At 74.5% G+C, this 18145-nt stretch carries 12 protein-coding genes; all 12 read left to right on the top strand.

From position 1 onward, the window contains the following. Window positions 1–77 precede the first annotated feature (77 nt). The 12 genes from ychF (at window position 78) to QM779_RS08605 (ending at window position 18092) form a co-directional block, all read left to right on the top strand. Window positions 78–1151, top strand: a complete 1074-nt coding sequence (gene ychF / locus QM779_RS08660) for a redox-regulated ATPase YchF (RefSeq protein WP_428534231.1) — start codon at window positions 78–80, stop codon at window positions 1149–1151. Between the two features lie 65 nt (window positions 1152–1216). Then, entirely contained in the window at window positions 1217–1450 is a 234-nt protein-coding gene (locus QM779_RS08655) for a hypothetical protein (RefSeq protein WP_428534229.1), read from the top strand. Continuing rightward, complete coding sequence (locus QM779_RS08650) at window positions 1443–1787, top strand: type II toxin-antitoxin system PemK/MazF family toxin (protein WP_428534227.1); 345 nt, start codon at window positions 1443–1445, stop codon at window positions 1785–1787. Before QM779_RS08655 ends, QM779_RS08650 begins: the two co-directional genes overlap by 8 nt. A gap of 8 nt (window positions 1788–1795) precedes the next feature. Further along, window positions 1796–2272, top strand: a complete 477-nt coding sequence (locus QM779_RS08645; protein ID WP_428534224.1) for a GNAT family N-acetyltransferase — start codon at window positions 1796–1798, stop codon at window positions 2270–2272. After that, entirely contained in the window at window positions 2262–2735 is a 474-nt protein-coding gene (locus QM779_RS08640) for a GNAT family N-acetyltransferase (protein ID WP_428534222.1), read from the top strand. The genes QM779_RS08645 and QM779_RS08640 overlap by 11 nt, the downstream gene beginning before the upstream one ends. Before the next feature lie 377 nt (window positions 2736–3112). Next, window positions 3113–4237 carry a serine/threonine-protein kinase gene (locus QM779_RS08635; protein WP_428534220.1) on the top strand — a complete coding sequence of 375 codons (1125 nt, stop codon included), beginning with the start codon at window positions 3113–3115 and terminating at the stop codon, window positions 4235–4237. Beyond that, window positions 4237–10236: an Ig-like domain-containing protein gene (locus QM779_RS08630; RefSeq protein ID WP_428534218.1), complete on the top strand. Its 6000-nt coding sequence runs from the start codon at window positions 4237–4239 to the stop codon at window positions 10234–10236. Before QM779_RS08635 ends, QM779_RS08630 begins: the two co-directional genes overlap by 1 nt. 18 nt (window positions 10237–10254) lie before the next feature. Next, a complete protein-coding gene (locus tag QM779_RS08625; RefSeq protein ID WP_428534216.1) occupies window positions 10255–11220 on the top strand; it encodes an AAA family ATPase in 966 nt (321 codons plus the stop codon). Between the two features lie 2 nt (window positions 11221–11222). Continuing rightward, window positions 11223–12581, top strand: coding sequence for a DUF58 domain-containing protein (locus QM779_RS08620; RefSeq protein ID WP_428534214.1), 1359 nt, complete (start codon window positions 11223–11225; stop codon window positions 12579–12581). Next, on the top strand, window positions 12578–16894 hold the full coding sequence (locus QM779_RS08615; RefSeq protein WP_428534212.1) for a DUF5684 domain-containing protein: 4317 nt from the start codon (window positions 12578–12580) through the stop codon (window positions 16892–16894). Before QM779_RS08620 ends, QM779_RS08615 begins: the two co-directional genes overlap by 4 nt. Beyond that, window positions 16891–17652 (top strand): PP2C family protein-serine/threonine phosphatase, encoded by a 762-nt coding sequence (locus QM779_RS08610; RefSeq protein WP_428534210.1) that lies wholly within the window; start codon window positions 16891–16893, stop codon window positions 17650–17652. The genes QM779_RS08615 and QM779_RS08610 overlap by 4 nt, the downstream gene beginning before the upstream one ends. Beyond that, window positions 17649–18092, top strand: coding sequence for a hypothetical protein (locus tag QM779_RS08605; RefSeq protein ID WP_428534208.1), 444 nt, complete (start codon window positions 17649–17651; stop codon window positions 18090–18092). The genes QM779_RS08610 and QM779_RS08605 overlap by 4 nt, the downstream gene beginning before the upstream one ends. Window positions 18093–18145: the final 53 nt, after the last annotated feature.

Below are 18145 nucleotides of genomic sequence, written 5' to 3'. Positions count from 1 at the left end.
CACAGTGTCGGCCCTGGCCGCGTCGGGCGCCGGGCCACGGCGAGGAGTGTCCCCGGCGCCCGATAGGCTGTCTCCTCGTGGCTCTCACCATCGGCATCGTCGGGCTGCCCAACGCGGGCAAGTCCACCCTCTTCAACGCTCTCACCCGCAACGACGTCCTCGCGGCGAACTACCCGTTCGCGACCATCGAACCCAACGTGGGGGTCGTGGGCGTGCCGGACGAGCGGCTCCCCGTCCTGTCGGACCTGTTCCACTCCGAGCGAATCGTGCCCGCCACGGTGAGCTTCGTCGACATCGCGGGCATCGTGAAGGGCGCGTCCCAGGGCGAGGGGATGGGCAACGCGTTCCTGGCCAACATCCGCGAGGCGGACGCGATCTGCCAGGTCACGCGCGTGTTCCGCGACCCCGACGTGACCCACGTGGACGGGGCGGTCAACCCCGGCAACGACATCGAGACGATCCGCACCGAGCTGATCCTCGCCGACCTGCAGACGATCGAGAAGGCGCTGCCGCGGGTGGAGAAGGAGGCGCGGATCCGCAAGGACCGCGTCCCGACGCTGGAGGCGTTCAAGGCCGCGCAGGCGACGCTCGACTCCGGGGTGGGCGTGCACGCGGCCGGGCTCGACCTCGAACCGCTCAGGGAACTGTTCCTGCTCACGGCCAAGCCGTACCTGTACGTGTTCAACTGCGACTCCGACGAACTCACCGACACCGACCTGCTGGACCGGATGCGAGCGATCGTCGCGCCGGCGGAGGCGATCTTCCTCGACGCGAAGATCGAGTCCGAGCTGGTGGAGATGGAGCCGGAGGAGGCACGCGAGTTCCTCGTCGAGATGGGCATCGCCGAGCCGGGCCTGGACACCCTCGCCCGGGTCGGCTACGAGACCCTCGGCCTGCAGAGCTACCTCACCGCGGGTCCCAAGGAGTCGCGGGCGTGGACGATCCGGAAGGGCGCGACCGCCCCCGAGGCCGCCGGCGTGATCCACACCGACTTCCAGAAGGGCTTCATCAAGGCGGAGATCGTCAGCTACGACGACCTGGTCGCTGCCGGCTCGGTGAACGCGGCCAGAGCCGCAGGCAAGGTCCGCATGGAGGGCAAGGACTACGTCATGGCCGACGGCGACGTGGTGGAGTTCCGCTTCAACGTGTAGGGGCACGTCTCCGTCCCCCGCATCCACGGTAGCCCCGACGGTATACCGCTTGGTACCGTCGGCAGATGGCGACCACGACGATCAAGGTGCCGGTCGAGCTTCGAGACCGGATCAACCACGACGCGCGCGAGCACGGCACCACCGCGGCCGGATTCATCGAGAGGCTGCTGGACGCCTACGAGCGCCGGCAGCGCATGGAGGCGTTCGGGCGCGCCGTCAGGAGCGCCGACCTGACCTACTGGGACGAGTTCCGGTCGTGGGACGTGATGCTCGAGGACCCGCGGGAGCACGGTGAGTGAGCTGCGGCGGGGGTCGGTGGTCTGGGCGGAACTCGATCCGGCGCGTGGCCTCGAACAGGCGGGGCGGCGACCCGTGCTCGTCGTCGCGAGCGACCTGTACCTTGAGCAGGCCGACACGCTCGCGATCGTCGTCCCTGCAACGACCACCGACAGGGGGTGGCCGAACCACGTCCCGCTGCGCGGGGAGGACCTGCACCTGCCGCAGCCGACCTTCGCGATGACCGAGCAACCTCGGACCGTCAGCCGTGACCGGCTCGGCGGCCGGATCGGCGTGGTGGACGCGGCGACCATGCGGGACGTGGACCGGTGGCTGCGCGACTTCCTGGGCCTGCCATGAGCCCGGAGGTGAGTGGGGTCTCCGTCATCCGGCTCGGCCTCGCCGACGCCGGCGAGGTCTTCACGCTGCAGCGGGCCGCCTACGTGAGCGAGGCGCAGCTGTACGGCGACCCGGAGCTGCCGCCGCTCGTCCAGGCGCTTGACGATCTCACGTCCGAGCTCGCCGACCCGGACGTGATCGCGCTCGGGATCCGCGCCGGGGGTCGGCTGGTGGCCGCCGTGCGGCTCCTCGTCCGGGGTGCGACGGCGGAACTCGGGCGGCTCATCGTTGCCCCCGACCTGCAGGGACGCGGGCTGGGGACGCGGCTGATGGAGGACGTCGATGCCGCCCTGCCGGCGTCCGTGCGACGGGTCGAGCTGTTCACCGGCGAGCGGAGCACGGCGAACCTGAGGCTGTACCGCAGGCTCGGCTACACCGAGTTCCGGCGCCGTCCCGCCGGAACCTACGACCTCGTCTTCCTCGAGCGGGCCGTCCGTGACCGCTGAAGTCAGGGTGCGGGCCGCCCGGGCCGAGGAGGCCGCGGCGTTGTCCGACCTCGCGCTGCGCTCCAAGGGCCACTGGGGCTACCCGGCGGAGTTCCTCGAGGCCTGCCGGGCCGAGCTCACGCTCACCGCGCAGGAGTGCGCGTCGGGCGACGTCCTCGTCGCCGAGCGGGACGGGGTGGTGCTCGGCTTCGCCGCACTCGGCGGAACGGCGCCCGCGGGGCGGCTGGACGCCCTGTTCGTCGACCCGCCGGCCATCGGTACCGGTGTCGGACGCCTCCTGCTCGAACACGCCCTGGCCGAGGCCTGCCGGCGCGGGTTCGCCACGGTCACCCTCGACGCCGACCCGGGTGCCGCGCCCTTCTACGCCAAGCACGGCGGCGTCCGGACGGGCACCGCGCCCAGCGGCTCGATCGCAGGACGCGACCTGCCGGTCTTCACCTTCGAGCTGGACGTCGCCCGCTGAGGAGCCCAGTGGCGGCGCGAAATCGGGGACGGTTCTCCTCTCGCGCCAGAACGGTCCCTGGCACCGGTCGGTGAGGGCCGGAACGGTGGCTTTCGACCTGCACGAGGGAACCGTCCTCGTGCCTGGCACGTTAGGAACCGTCCCCATCGTTCCCCCGGCACGATGGGGACGGTTCCTAACGTGCCGCTTTCGAGGAGGTCCGTCCCCTCGTGCCGGGTACGAAGGAACCGTCCCCTCGTACGGGTGCGTCAGGGAGCGGGACGGCGCGGGGCGCGGGCGAGGCGGCTGGGGTACCCTCATCCGAAACGGGGGTTCGGGCGGCGCGTTGCGCGTGGTCGGTGCCCCACCAGTGCCGCTGAAGCTCTTCCGGGGGAGCCTTGCCGACTCGTCCACCGACGACCGCCCCAGTACTGTCCGGGTTCTCCTACCTGCGACCCCTGGGCTCTGGCGGGTTCGCGGACGTCTACCTCTACGAGCAGGACCTGCCCCGCCGGCAGGTCGCCGTGAAGGTGCTGCCCCCGGCCCTCGCGGACGCCGACGTGCGCCGCATGTTCAACGCCGAGGCCGATGTCCTCGCCCGGCTGAGCGCCCACCCGTCCATCCTCACCGTCTACCAGGCCGGCGTGTCCGCGGACGGGCGCCCCTACATCGTCATGGAGTACTGCCCGACCTCCCTCGGCGAGCGCTACCGCCGCGAGCGCATCCCCGTCGCCGAGGCCCTCGCGGTCGGCGTCAAGGTCGCCGGTGCGCTCGAGACCGCCCACCGGGTCGGCCTCATGCACCGCGACGTCAAGCCCTCCAACATCCTCCTCACCGAGTTCGGCGTCCCCGTCCTCTCCGACTTCGGCATCGCCGCCTCCCTCACCGCGAGCGGCGCGGACGAGCTGTTCGCCATGTCCGTGCCGTGGAGCGCCCCCGAGGTGATCGCGGAGCACACCGCGGGCAGCGTCGCGTCCGAGGTGTGGGGGCTCGGCGCCACCGTCTACTCCCTGCTCGCCGGACGCAGCCCCTTCGAGCGGGACGGCGCCGGCCAGAACACCGCCGAACAGCTGCGGCGACGCATCGTGCGCGCCGCCTACGTCCCGACCGGACGCACCGACGTGCCGCCCGCTCTCGAGGAGGTCCTCGCGAGGGCGCTGCAACGTGATCCCGGCGCCCGCTTCGCCACCGCCGGCGAGTTCGCCGCCGCCCTCCAGGCCGTCCAGCGCGACCTCGGCCAGCCCCAGACCGTCCTCGACGTGGCCCCCACCCACTGGGCGGACGCCGGCGTGGACTTCTCCGACAGCGAGCTGCGCGGGCCGGTCCGCGCCAGCGTCGCCCACCCGACGTCCCGGAAGCCGTCGGGAGCGCCTCGCCTCGGCAGCCGCACCGCGGAGAGCGGCACCCCGGACGCGACCGCCGCGGCGACCCGCCCGGCCTGGCCGTGGCTGCTGGTGGGCGCCGGCGCCACCGTCGCCGTCGTGGTGCTGTTCGTCCTGCTGCACCTGTGGAGGGTGGTGTGATGCGCGCCCGCCTGCTCACCGTGGTCGGCGTCGCCGTCGCCGTTGCGGCCCTCGTCGTGGGCGACGTGCTCTGGCCGGGGCTGGACGCCCGGCGCACGGCGGGCACCGACGTGTCGGTCTGGGCGCTCCAGTCCGGGGACGGCCAGCGCTACGCGAGGGTGAACACCGAGCTCGGCGAGCTCGACACCGTCCGGCAGGTCCGCAACGCCACCCGGGTCGCGCAGGGGGACGGCGCGTCCTACCTGGTGGCCGACGGGGTCGGGCGGATCGTCCGGATCGACGCGTCGAGTCCCGCCGACCTCGACGCCGACGCGCTGGAGGAGGCGCCGGCCACCCCGTCCGGTACCGTCGACGTCGCCCAGGCCGGCGACTTCGTGGCGTTCCGCAGCGACGCGGGGACCGTCTCGTTCGGACGCCTGGGCAGCCCGACCTCGCTCAACCAGCTGCGCGACCCGGACACCACCGGCGCGGACGCCGCCCCCTTCAGCGCCGACGCCGTCTCCGTGGACGACCGCGGCGTCCTCACCGCCTACGCCGCGAGGACCGGGCGCGTCCTGCGCTACGACATCCCCGGCGCCACCCTGCTCTCCCTCGACCACATCGCCGACGCGCCCACCGGCACCGGCCTCCAGGTCACCGGCGTCGGCGACCACTGGGCGCTGCTGGCCGCTGACGGACGCCGCGCGTGGGTGTCCGGCGTGGCGAGCCCCGTCAGCCTGCCCACCACGGGCACCGTCCAGCTGCAGCGGGCGGCCGCGGAGGGCACCTCGTTCGCCCTCGCCGACGGCCAGGGCCTGGTCACCATCGACGACCAGGGCGCGGTGAGCCGGCCGTTCCAGGCGACCGCGAGCCTGGGCGTGGCCGCCGTGCCGGTCGTCGTGGACGGACAGCTGACCGCGGCGTGGCTGCCCAGGGATGGTGCGGGGACGTTGTGGCGTGACGGCGCCACCAGCGAGCTCGACTACGCGGGCCAGCGGCTCACCGAGGACGCGGTCCCGCAGTTCCAGGTGGGATCGGACCGGGTCATCCTCAACGAGACGCGCTCGGGCTGGGTGTGGACGCTGCCCGACGGCCGGCTCGTCCCGTCCAGCCAGGACTGGTCGCTCGCCGAGCCACAGCAGCAGGACAGCTCGGAGCAGGGCAACCGCGCCGAGGTCGTGCTCGACCCTCGTCCCCCGGTCGCGGAGAACGACCGGTTCGGCGTGCGGGCAGGGGAACTGGTCAGCCTCCCCGTCCTGCTGAACGACCACGACCCCAACACCGACGTGCTCACCATCGACCCGGCCCGCGTCAGCGGCCTCGACGCCGCGTTCGGCCGACTCACCCTCAGCGACAACGACCAGCGGCTGGCCGTGCGGGTCGCCGCCGACGCGCGGGGCAGCGCCACGTTCACCTACCGAGTGAGCGACGGCACGGCGGCCGACGGCCGCTACTCCGACACCGCGACCGTCACGCTCACCGTGGCCGGGGGCACGGCCAACGAGGCTCCGGTGTGGTGCCCGGACGACTGCCTGGCCGCCTGGCCCCAGCCCGAGGTCGCCCCCGGCGGGACGGTGACCGTCCCCGTCCTCGACGGCTGGGTGGACCCCGAGGGCGACCCGCTGCTGGTCCTGGGCGCCACGTCGACGAACCGCTCGGTGTCGGTGGCTGCCACGCCCGAGGGCGACGTCGTCGTCCAGCACCACGACGCGTCCGCCACGGAGGCCGAGAAGGTCCCGGTCGAGGTGACGGTCGCCGACACCCGCGGCGGCACCACGACCAGGCAGCTGACCGTCCGCGTCACCGCGCGCCCGGCGCTCACCGCGGAATCGTTCGCGACCACGCAGGCTGCGGGGGAGTCCCGCAGCATCGCCCTCGGCGGGCACGTCACGGGGACGGCGTCGACGCTGGAGCTCAGCGACGTCAGGGTCCACGGCGACGGCACGGCCGCCGTCACCACCGGGTCGCTCGCCTTCACGTTCTCCTCGGGCGAGGTCGGCACCCGGATCATCGACTACACGGTCAGCGACGGCACGACCAGGGCGACCGCCCAGGTCCGGGTCACGCTCACCGATGGCACCGAGGCCGGGCTGGCCACGGCGCCGGTGCTCGCCTTCGTCCGGCCGGGTCAGGACGCGACGGTCGACGTGCTGGCACCGGTGGACAACCCGACCGGGAGGGTCCTGCTGCTGAGCGGCGTCACCTCGACGTCCGACCCGGGCGCCACCCTGACCGTCGACGTGGTCGGCCAGTCGTCGCTGCGGGTGCTCGGCACCACCCCCGACGGGGCGCCGGGACGGCTGGGCACCGTCGAGTACACGGTCTCGGACGGGGAGAGCGCGCGCGTCCGCGGCGAGGCCACCGTCTACCTGCTGCCGCCGGCGGCCCAGGTCGCCCCGATCGCCGTCGACGACACGGTCACCGTCCGCGCGGGTGCGCAGCTCGACATCCCGGTCACGGCCAACGACATCGCCCCGTCGGGCAGCACGGTCACGCTCGACCCGCGTTCGGTCCACAGCACCGAGCCCACCGCGCTGGCGTTCGCCTCGGGCAACCTTGTCCGCACCCTCGCCCCCGCCACGCCCGGCAGCTACCGGATCACCTACTCGGTGTTCGCCTACGGCAGCCCCGACCTGGCCGCGGACGCCACCGTTCGTCTCACCGTGCTGGCCGACGAGGAGAACCGCGCGCCGCGTCCGCCCGCCCTCACCGGACGGGTGCTCAGCGGGGAGACCGTCGAGATCGGCTTCGACGACCTCGGCGTCGACCCGGACGGTGACGCCGTGCGGCTCGACCGGGTGCTCACCCAGCCCGCCCGGGGGTCGGCGTCGGTCTCCGCCGACGGCCGCAGCATCGTCTACACCAGCGTGACCGGGGACGAGGGCGGCCAGGTGGCGTTCACCTACCGGGTCGTCGACAGCCAGGGCGCCACCGGCGAGGGCACCGTCCGGGTGGGCGTGCTCGACGAACAGGCCAGCCCCGCACCGGTCACCTACACCGACTACGTGCAGGTCCAGGTGGGCGCGGGCAACACCGTGCGGGTCGCCGCGGTCGCCAACGACATCGATCCGACGGGAGGGACGCTGCGAATCACCGGCGTGCAGCCGAACGTCCCCAAGACCCTGTCGGACGGCTCGGCGAACCCCGAGTTCGCCCGGTTGCTGGCGCTGCTGGGCGAGCGGACCGACAGCGACGTCGTGATCTCCGCGGGGGAGGCGCCCGGCACGCTGTCCTACCGCTACGACGTGGAGAGCTCCTCGGGCAACACCGGCAGCGGCCTGATCGTGGTGAAGGTCGTGACGAAGGAGGTGCCGAACTTCCCCGTCGTCGCCGACACCGTGTTGACCGCGGAGACCCGCGAGCAGTTCCCCGCGGGTGTCGACGTGGTCACGGAGCGGGCCAGCTGGCCCGGCGGCGACGTGTCCCGGCTCCGGCTGAGCCTGTGGGACGGGGCCGGCGCGATCACCGACGCCACGGCCGACGGCTGGTCGGTCTCGGGGGAGGCGCCCGAGCGCACCCGGACCATCCCGCTCCAGTTCACGGCCACCGCTGCCGACGGCACGCCGCTCACCACCGCCGACGGCACAGTCATCGCCACCTGGGCCTTCCTCGTCGTGCCCGGTGCGAGCGACGTGCAGCTCACCCTGCGCAGCGGCGTGGAGCCGCAGAAGGTCGCGGAGGACCAGTCCGTGCGCTTCGACCTGGCCGGGCTGGTCGCGCTCCCCAGCGGGGCCGCGCTGGAGGTGGGCGACGAGGGGCTGGCCGCGTCCGGGGCCCGCGCGGACGCGTCCTGCCGGCCGGTGTCGGGCACGGTCGTGGAGTACCGCGCGGGCCGTGGAGCGCCCTGGACCGACTCCTGCTACGTGCCGGTCAGGCTGGCCGGCCAGGACTCCTGGACGATCCTGGCCGTGCCCGTCCGGGTCACGCCCGCCGCGCCGCAGCCGAGCCTCGAGCCCGCGTCCCTGACCGTCAGCCCCGGCGACGACGCCACCTACGACCTGGCCAGCATGACCACCTGGGACGGGACGTCGGACCAGCCGGCGGTCACCTACACCGTGACGCCCGGTGGTGCCGGCCTGTTCGACGTGGCGCTGAAGGGCCAGCGGATCTCGATCACCGCGCACGACGACGCCGTGCCCGGGCGCGACGAGCAGGTGCTGGTCCGGATCACCAGCCACGACGGCGTCCGGCCGACCGCGCTGACCCTCCGGGTCGGGCCCGCGCCGAGCCAGCTGCCCCAGGGCGGCACCGCGGGCGAGCAGTGCTCGCAGGCCAAGGGGACGTCCTGCGAGGTGACGGTCGTCGGGGCCGCGGGGGAGGTGAACCCGCTGCCGCGGACCCCGCTGGTGCTCACCGACGTCCGCAGCGCCGGCGACTGCCCCGGCGTGAGTTGGGCGGTGGCGTCCGCGACCTCGGTGCGGGTGAGCTGGACGGAAGGGACGCCGGGCGGTTCGTGCTCGGCGACGTTCTCGGTCCGCGACGCCCAGCGCCGCACGACCGCGGGCGAGCGGGACGGCAGAGTGACCATCGACCTGCTCGGGTACCCGGAGGCGCCGGACAGCGCCAGCCAGATCGCCTTCTCCGCCGACTCCGTCACGCTGCGGGTCAAGCCGGGTGCGGCCCGCAACGCCTATCCGGAGCTGAAGGGGTTCATCGTCCGCCGTGGCGGGGACAAGGTCGGCACCTGCGGCGCCGACGGCGACTGCGACCCGATCTCCGCGCCGATCGGCGACCGCCGCTCCTACCAGGTCACCGCCTACAACGCTGTCGGGGAGTCGAAGGACGGGGTGAGCGTGGACGCGTGGGCGTACGGCACTCCGCCGGCGCCCGGCGGAGCGACCGCAGAGCCGGTGGTGACCTCGTCGGGACGAGGGCAGGTGGTGAAGCTCACGATCACGGGCGTCGACGCGTCCCAGACCGACCGGCTGCGGATCTCCTCCGAGGCCGGCGGCTCGACGACCGTGGGCGTCGACCGCGACCAGAGCACCGTCGAGGTGCCGGCGTACGACGTCGGGTCCAACAGCCGCACCCGGATCACGATCACCCCGGTGTCCCGCTACGACTCCCCGCCCGACCTCGGGGGCTCCGGGGACGGGAACAGCATCACGGTCTACGGCAACGGCATCGGCGCCCCGAAGGACCTCTCTCTCGACCTCACCTCGACCGTCGCCGCGGGCGCGACGACGGCCGACCTCACCGCGACCGGCTCGGCGTCGGCCAACGGCGAGGGCTCCGAGGTCCGCTACGGCTTCGCGCGGGCCGGCCAGTCCTGCCAGCCGACCGGGACGGCGACCAGCCAGGTGTTCAGCGGCGTGCAGGCCGGCGACGCCTACGACATCACGATGTGTACGGCCTCGGTCTTCAACGGGCAGGTGTACGGCACCAGTGAGGTGACTGAGACCGTCCGGGCCGTGCAGAAGCCCGCCGCGCCGACCGGCTACACCTTCGTCGTCAGGGCCTTGGCCTCGGGCTCGTCCAGCCGGCCCCAGTGGCTGGTCACCGCCACGCCGACCTCCGCGGAGCAGCCGCCCTACCGGAACCGGGCGGTCTTCGACGAGCCGTCGGGGAGCTTCGGTGCCGACTTCGCCTCGGGCTTCCGCGTCCGGTACTGCCACGAGCAGTGGACCGACGAGTGCGGGGCCTGGGGCGCCGTGACGGCCAACGCGGACGCCGCGGCAGGGCCGACGGCGCCCTACCAGGTCCAGGTCACCGGGCTGGGCCTCGGCACGTGCACAGGTGGCAAGGTGCCCACCGCGGCGGGGGACTCGACCGGAGGGAAGGCCACGATCTCGGCCGACGCGACGAACGCCGACTACTGGGTGCCGGACGCGGCCGGTGGCGGCGCCTGGGTGGACGCCGGCACCGACGGCTCGGCACCGGCGACAGCGACGAGGGTGCGCAACCTGACGCTGACCGTGGCCTGGCCGGCGGCCTGGGGCCTCAACCCGTACAGCACCACGACCTCCGGCGCCTGCGACGCCACCGCCACCCCGACCCCCACCCCGACCGAAACCCCCTGACCAGGAGGACCACCCACCATGCCCCTCTCCGCCGACCAGGCCAGCTGGTTCCAGAGCACCTTCGCCGGGATCGCCGACAACGTCGAGCAGGTGATCGTCGGCAAGCGCCACGTCGTCGAGCTCGTGCTGACCGCGATGCTCAGCGAGGGCCACGTGCTGCTGGAGGACGTCCCCGGCACCGGGAAGACCTCCCTGGCGCGGGCACTCGCGCAGTCGGTGGAGGGCACCAGCACCCGGATCCAGTTCACCCCCGACCTGCTGCCCGGCGACGTGACCGGCATCACGGTCTACGACCAGAAGACCGGCGAGTTCGAGTTCCACGCGGGCCCGGTGTTCGCCAACGTCGTGCTGGCCGACGAGATCAACCGGGCCAGCCCCAAGACCCAGTCCGCGCTGCTGGAGGTGATGGCGGAGGGCCGGGTGACGATCGACGGCGTGACCCGTCCGGTCGGGCGGCCGTTCCTGGTGATCGCCACCCAGAACCCGATCGAGCAGGCCGGCACCTACCGGTTGCCCGAGGCCCAGCTGGACCGGTTCCTGCTGCGGACGTCGCTGGGCTACCCGGACCGGTCGTCCACGGTACGCATCCTGGAGGGGTCGGCCGTGCAGCGGCGTGACGTGGGCCCGGTGGTGTCCCCGCAGGCGATGCTGAACCTCGCCGCGATCGCCAACGACGTGTACATCGACCCGCTCGTCTACGACTACATCGCCCGGCTCGTCGAGGCCACCAGGGACGCCGAACAGGTGCGGCTCGGCTCGTCCATCCGCGGCGGGATCGCGCTGACCAGGGCCGCCCGGACGCGCGCGGCGTGCCAGGGCCGCGGCTACGTCGTTCCCGACGACGTCAAGCTGCTCGCGCAGCCGGTGCTCGCCCACCGGCTGATCCTGCACCCGGAGGCCGAGTTCGACGGCGTCACCGCCGAGGCCGTGGTCGCCCAGGTCGTCCTCTCCGTCCCGCCGCCCAGCGAGCGCGCCGCCGGCTGACGATGGAGTCCACCGAGTCCCGCCATGGCCGAACCACCGGCCAGACCGGCGCCACCCGCACCCGGACGGTCCCTGCGACCGGGCCCGGGAGTGCGCTCGCGGACGCGGCCGCCTCCTGGCTGCGCGGGTGGCCGGTGGTGAGGACGCGGCTCGCCGCCGCGGGGCGGACGATCGCGCAGACCGTCACCCCGGCAGGCTGGCTGGTGGTGGTGGCCGCGAGCGCCGGCCTCGGCGTGGGGTGGGCGTTCGGCTGGGTGGAGTGGATCGTCGCAGGGCTCGCGTCGCTGGTGCTGGTCGTCCTGGCCGTCCCGTTCCTGCTGGGCCGTCCCGACTACGACGTGGACCTCGGCATCACCACCCAGCGGGTGGTCGCGGGCAGCGAGGTCAGCGGCGCGGTGCGGGTCGCCAACGTCGGCCGCCGCAGCGCCCTTCCCGGCCGGCTCGAGGTGCCGGTCGGCGCAGGGCTGGTCGAGCTCGCGCTCCCGCTGCTGCGCCCGGGAAGGGCACATGAGGCAGACCTCGTCGTGCCCGCGGCCCGGCGCGGCATCGTCACGGTGGGGCCGGTGACGGCCGTCCGCGCAGACCCGGTGGGCGTGTTCCGCCGCGAGATCGCCTTCGACGACGTCCACGACCTCTACGTGCACCCGCGGACGGTCGCCGTCCCCTCCACGAGCGTGGGCCTGGTCCGCGACCTGGAGGGCACGCCGACCCGCCAGCTGGTCGACTCCGACGTGTCCTTTCACGCGATCCGGCCGTACGTGGCCGGTGACTCGCGCCGCCAGATCCACTGGAAGTCGACCGCGCGGACCGGCGACCTGATGGTGCGCCAGTACGAGGAGTCGCGGCGCTCCCGGATCGCCGTCGTGCTCAGCTGCGCCGCCGACGAGTACCTCGACGACGACGAGTTCGAGCTGGCGGTGAGCGCGGCCGCGTCGATCAGCCTCCAGGCGATCCGGGACGGCCGGGACCTGGAGGTGATGGCGAGCGCGGAGGTGCCCGAGTTCGCCCGCTCCCGCGTGCAGGCGATCCGGACGCTCCCGTCCACGTCCCCGCGAGCCCTCCTCGACGGCTACTGCACGGTCGCGGCCACGGCCTCGACGATGCCGCTGGGCGAGGTGTGCCGGCTGGCGGCCGAGGCCTGCGACCAGCTGTCGCTGGCGGTGCTGGTGTGCGGCTCGCCGGTCGGCCTGCGGACGCTGCGGCAGGCGGCGCTGGCCTTCCCCGTCGACGCGGCGGTGATCGCCGTCGTGTGCGACGAGCGCGCGCGTCCGACCATGCGACAGTTCGGCAGCATGGCCGTGCTCACCGTGGGGGTGCTCGGCGACCTCACCCGGCTGCTCGTGCGGGGAGCGCAGTCGTGACCGGCGCCCATCCGGTGCGCGCCCTGCGGGACGGCGTCCGCCCGCGCCGCACCCGGCGGGATCGCGCCCCGGGGCGCGGGAGCTTCGGCCGACTGGAGGTGGGAGGAGCGATCTACGTCCTCGCCGCGACCGCGCTCGCCGCCTGGGCGGCCTGGCCGGTCTACGCCTCCACCGCCTACCTGGTGCTGGTGGGGACCGCTGTCGGCGTCGCGGCGGTGCTGGCCGTCCTCGCGCACCGGTTCCGCTGGCGGGCGGTCGTGGTCGCGGGCTCCGGCCTGGCCGCGCTCGTCGTGCTCGGCCTGGTGGTGGCCGTCCCGGTGTACCGGGTGGGCGTCGCCCGGGCCGCCGGGTCGTTCGTGGCGGGGCTGGGGACGGCCTGGAAGGACCTGCTGACCGTCGACCTCCCGGTGGGGGACTACCGCAACCTGCTCGTGCCGGCCCTGGTGGTGTTCCTCGTCGGGCCGCTGGCCGCGCTGCTGCTGTCGTGGCTGCGCACGCGGGTGTTCGTCGCCGCCGCACCCGTCGCGCTCTCGATGGCCTGGTTCGGGCTGGCCTTCGGCGCCGACGCCACGACCGCACCGGTGCGCGTGGGCGGTGTGCCCGTCGCGGCGCCCCGCGAGGCGCTGCTCGGCGGGCTCTCGCTGCTGCTGGCCCTGGCCTGGCTGACCTGGCGCGCCCGGGCAGAGCGGACGGAGGCCCTGCAGCGAGCGGCGCGGGCGAGCGGCGTGCGGCTGGCCAGGGTGCGAGGCGCGGCCGCGTTGCGTGCCTCGGCGCTGGTCTGGCTGATGGTCGGGCTGGCAGTCGCGGTGGCGCTGGTCGGCACGCCGGTGATCGCCTCCGGCCAGGCGCGGACGGTCCTGCGCAGCGGGTCGGGGCCGGACCTCCAGGTGGCCAGGGCGGTCAGCCCGCTGGTCGGGTACCGCCAGTCGTTCGCCGACGACCGCTACGACGCGGTCCTGTTCCGGGTGGCCGCGACCGGGGCGATGCCGGATCGCGTCCGCCTGGCCACGCTCACGCACTACGACGGCGTGGTGTTCTCGACCTCCGGCGAGGGCGGGTCGACCTTCCGCCGCGTGCCCTACCGGCGCGACCCCGGCGCGGGGGAGCGCACGTCCCTCACGGTCACGACGGGGGACCTCGGGACGCTGTGGCAGCCGATGGCGGGCAACCTGGCGTCGATCACCTTCGCCGGGGCACGCGCGCAGTCGCTCGGTGACGGGTTCTACTACGACGCGTCCACAGGGTCGGCCGTGAACACGGTCGCGGGCGGCCTGGCCGAGGGCGACTCCTACACCGCCGACGTCGCGCTGGGCGAGCCGGCGGACGTGACCGCCCTCGCCTCCCCGGGGCACGGACCCGTCCACGACGTGCCGGACAGCCTGCGGCAGTGGCTCCGCGCGCAGGACCAGCCGGCCACGGGGGCGGGGCTGGCCGAACTGGCGTCCCGGCTGCGCGAGCGCGGCTACCTCAGCCACGCCCTGACCGTGTCCGGTGACGCGCTGTGGGTGGCCGGACTGGGCGCCGACTACGCGTTCCGCCTCAGCACGGCGGGCCACTCGCTGTCCCGGATCGACGCGCTGTTCACCGCCTTGAACACCCGGGAGGACGCGGTCGCGGATGCCGGTGGCACCGGCTCGCTGGTGGCCGCTGTCGGCGACGACGAGCAGTTCGCCGTCGCGCTCGCGCTCGTCGCCGACCAGCTGGGGTTCCCGGCCCGGGTCGTCGTGGGGACGCGACTCGTCGCCGATGACGGCAGCGGCGTCCCCGCCTGCACCGACGGCGTGTGCCGGGGCCGCAACCTCACGGCATGGGTCGAGGTGCAGGGGGCGGACGGTGCCTGGGCAGCGGTGGACGCCACCCCCCAGCACGTCGAGGACGTGGCGGAGGAGACCGAGCAGCGCCGCGACCCGGAGAACCCGACCCAGGTGCGTCCCCTGCCCGCCGAGGAAGTGGATCCGCCCGACCCGGCCGGTACGCGCGGGGATGCGGCGCCGCCCTCGCCGGCGTCCGGCGTGAACCTGGCCTGGCTGTGGGCGGTGCTGCGGATCGGCGCGATCGGCCTGTTGGCGCTGCTCGTCCTGCTCGGTCCGGCGCTGGTCGTGGTGGCGGCGAAGGCACTGCGTCGGCGGTCGCGGCGGCACCGTCCCGACCCGGTCGCGAGGACCACCGGGGGTGGGACGAGTTCGTCGACGCGCGGATCGACGCCGGTGGGGTGGTTCCGACCCACCAGACCCGCAGCGAACTGGCGTCCGGTTATGGCAGTGTTGCCTCGCTCCGGCTCGCCGAGGGCGCCGATCGTGCGGTGTTCGCTCCGGATCCGCCGGCGCCGGCGGATCCGGACGGGTACTGGCGCGAGGCGGACGCGGAGCGCCGCAGGCTGGCGGCAGGAGGAACGCGATGGCAGCGGGTGCGCGCGGCGGTGTCGCCGGCGTCGTTCCTGCGGCGGCATCGCTCGGGGAAGGAGGGGGCGTCCGCGGACGCCTGAGCGCGAGATGACCGATGTGAACGCCCTGGGGCAGGTCGCCGGCACGCTGGTCGTGCTGCTGGTGTCCCTCGCCCTCTACGTCTGGACGTCCCTCGCGCTGGCCGGGGTGTTCGGCAAGGTCGGCGAGGAGCGCTGGCAGGGGTGGGTGCCGGTGTGGAACACCGCCGTGCTGCTGCGGATCGGCGGGTACTCGCCCTGGCTGGTGCTGCTCGTGCTCGTCCCGGTCCTCGGCGCCATCGCGCTGGCCGTCGTCCTGATCATGGCCTTCCACCGGATCAACACCGGCTTCGGGTACGGCGCCGGCATGACCGTCGTCGCGGCACTCTGGAGCCCGATCTGGGCGAGCGTCCTCGCCTGGGGCGGCGCCACCTGGTCGGGCGGCCCCGTCCGCCCCGTCACCCGGCCTGCGTGGCAGCCCCCGCCGAGCGCCCCCGCCTGGGCCCCGCCCGTGCAGCCCTCGCCCGTCGTCTCTGTGGAGGCCGGCGTGTCGTCCTGGGTGGGCCGGGCAGAGATCCCGGGTCAAGCCCGGGATGACGGGCTGGGGGCGGCGGAGACGGTCGCGGGCGCGCCGGACCTTCGCCCGAGCGATCAGCTGCCCTCTGTCATCCCGGCGAAGGCCGGGATCTCTGTCGCGCCGGACTCGGGCTCGACCGCCCAGCCGTCGTCCGTCGGGGCGGAGGCGGGGGTGGCGTCTTCCGTCGGGTGGGCAGAGATCCCGGGTCAAGCCCGGGATGACGGGGTGGGGGCGTCGGAGACGGTCGCGGGCGCGCCGGACCTTCGCCCGAGCGATCAGCTGCCCTCTGTCATCCCGGCGGAAGCCGGGATCTCCGTGGCGCCGGACTCGGGCCCGACCGCCCGGCCCTCGTCCGTCGGGTGGGTAGGGATCCCGGGTCAAGCCCGGGATGACGGGGTGGGGGCGGCGGTGGCCGGGAGCGGGGACCCGACATCCGAAGGGCGGACGCCGGTGCCTCCGCCGGCGGGGCCGCGGCAGTGGTTTCCGGTTCCGCGGACGGTCGACGGGGCAGATGTCGCCGATGTCGGTGCGTCCGAGCCCTCGCCGGTGCTGTCGCCGACCGGACCGCTGTCGCCGACCGACCCGCTGTCGATCGGGAACTGGCTGACCGACACGGCGGCGGTCACGCAGTGGGCGGGGCCCGAGCCGTCGGGGTCCGTGCCCGAACCGGAGCCGGCTCCGGAGGTCGCCCCGCACATCGAACCTGCGCCGCAGCCCCTCCCCGAGCCCGCTGCCGAGCCGGCACCCCCGGCAGAGTCCTCCGCACCCCCGGCGGACCTCCGGTGGGCACCGCCGCCGGAGGTGTTCCGGGCCGCACCCGGCGTCTTCGGGGCTGCTGCTCCTGCCCCGGACCTCCTCGCCGCGGATCCACCCGCACCCGCGCCACTGTCGGCCGAGCCCAGTGCCGATGCGGTCACTGGGCCCGAGGAACCGGAGGAGTTCGACGACCGCACCGTACTGGCGTCGCGGCTGCGCCCGAGGTGGCGGCTCGTCGCTGTGACCGGCGAGGAGTTCGTCCTCACCGGCACGGAGGTCCTGGTCGGACGCCTGCCCGCTCCCGACCCCGCGCATCCCGGCGCGCAGGTGCTCCCCGTGTCCGACAGCACCCGGACCGTGTCGAAGGCCCACGCGCTGCTGACCCTCGTCGACGGCCGCTGGCTGGTCAGCGACCTCGGCTCGACGAACGGCGTCACGCTGGTCGCCGCCGACGGCGGCGAGCGCACGATCGGCCCGGGAACAGCGGTGCCGCTGACCGTCCGCTTCTTCCTCGGCGACGCCGAGTTCGCCCTGCGTGAGGTGCCGCCGGGGTCATGAACGGCGTCGAGACGAGGTGGGGAGCCGGGTCGCACCCGGGCCTGCGGCGTCCCGTGAACGAGGACTCCGCGCTCACCGCCGCAGGGCTGCTCGTCGTCGCCGACGGCATGGGCGGCCATCGGCACGGCGACCTCGCCAGCGCTGCCGTGGTGCGGGCCTTCCAGCCGCTCGCCGGGCGAGCGCCCCTGAGCCGGGCGGCACTGGAAGCCACGGTGGCGGAGGCCCACGCCGAGGTGTCGGCGCTGGGGGAGGGCGTCCCCGGCGGCGTGGGGAGCACGCTGGCATGCCTCGCCCTGGTGGCCGACGAGCGTGGCCCGGAATGGATCATCGCCAACGTGGGCGACTCCCGCGTCTACCGGTACCGTGCCGGCCTGCTCGAACAGTTCAGCGTCGACCACGTCGCCACCGTCGGCGGCGCGCGCCCCCGCAGCATGCTCACCCGCGCGATGGGCATGGCCGCCGTGCTCGAGCCGGTGTGGGCTGCCGACTACCGGGCGTCCGCCGTGGTCGCAGGCGACCGCTGGCTGGTCTGCTCGGATGGCCTGACCAAGGAACTCACCGACGCCGCGATCGCCGCCGCCCTCGCCACGTCGGCCGACCCGCAGGACGTCGTCGACGGGCTGATCGACGCGGCGCTCGCCGCCGGAGGCCGTGACAACGTGACCGTCGCGGTCCTCGACGTCCTCGCGTCCGACCGGTCCGCGGTCGACGCCGCCACCGAGGACACCCTGGTCGCCGTGCGAAGGGACCGCCGGTGACCTCGCCCGACCTGCCGCCGGCGACCGACGCGACCCGGATCGCCCACCACCCGCGCGCCACCGCTCCTGCCGGCCCGGACGCGACGGTGCCGGCAGGGCGGGCCACGCCCGCCGCGCCCGCGCGGCCACCGGCCGGTGTCGACCGCGAACCGCCCGCCGAACTGCCCCTGCCGACTGCTGCCGAAGCCCGCGCCCCCGCGCTGGACCGCGAGCGCTACGCCACCCGACTGCCACCGCCGCCGGCCGGACGTCCGGGCACGGTCGCCATCGACTCTGGCGGGACACTCGTCGGGGCGTCGCGTCCGCACGAGGACGGGACGCTGCACGCGCGCCGGATCGCCGCCTCGCGGCGGCGCCAGGCGGCTGGCCTGGTGGTTGCCGTCGTGGCGGTGGTCGCCGTCGCCGCCACCCTGCTGGTGCTGCTGGTGCTCGGCCCCTGAGGGTGGTGACTGTTCCCCCGTCGTTCACCGACTCGTGAACTCTGCGTGGGCTG

This window comes from Propionicimonas sp. (assembly GCF_049840635.1).
Taxonomy (GTDB): domain Bacteria; phylum Actinomycetota; class Actinomycetes; order Propionibacteriales; family Propionibacteriaceae; genus Propionicimonas.
Note: the sequence above shows the minus strand (reverse complement) of the source record. Positions and strands in the feature narration are given on the sequence as shown.

Bases quoted from the DNA above. Each gene is read 5' to 3' on its own strand.
- QM779_RS08655 (WP_428534229.1), top strand. From the start codon at position 1,217: ATGGCGACCACGACGATCAAGGTGCCGGTCGAGCTTCGAGACCGGATC.
- QM779_RS08630 (WP_428534218.1), top strand. From the start codon at position 4,237: ATGCGCGCCCGCCTGCTCACCGTGGTCGGCGTCGCCGTCGCCGTTGCG.
- QM779_RS08625 (WP_428534216.1), top strand. From the start codon at position 10,255: ATGCCCCTCTCCGCCGACCAGGCCAGCTGGTTCCAGAGCACCTTCGCC.
- QM779_RS08620 (WP_428534214.1), top strand. From the start codon at position 11,223: ATGGAGTCCACCGAGTCCCGCCATGGCCGAACCACCGGCCAGACCGGC.
- QM779_RS08610 (WP_428534210.1), top strand. From the start codon at position 16,891: ATGAACGGCGTCGAGACGAGGTGGGGAGCCGGGTCGCACCCGGGCCTG.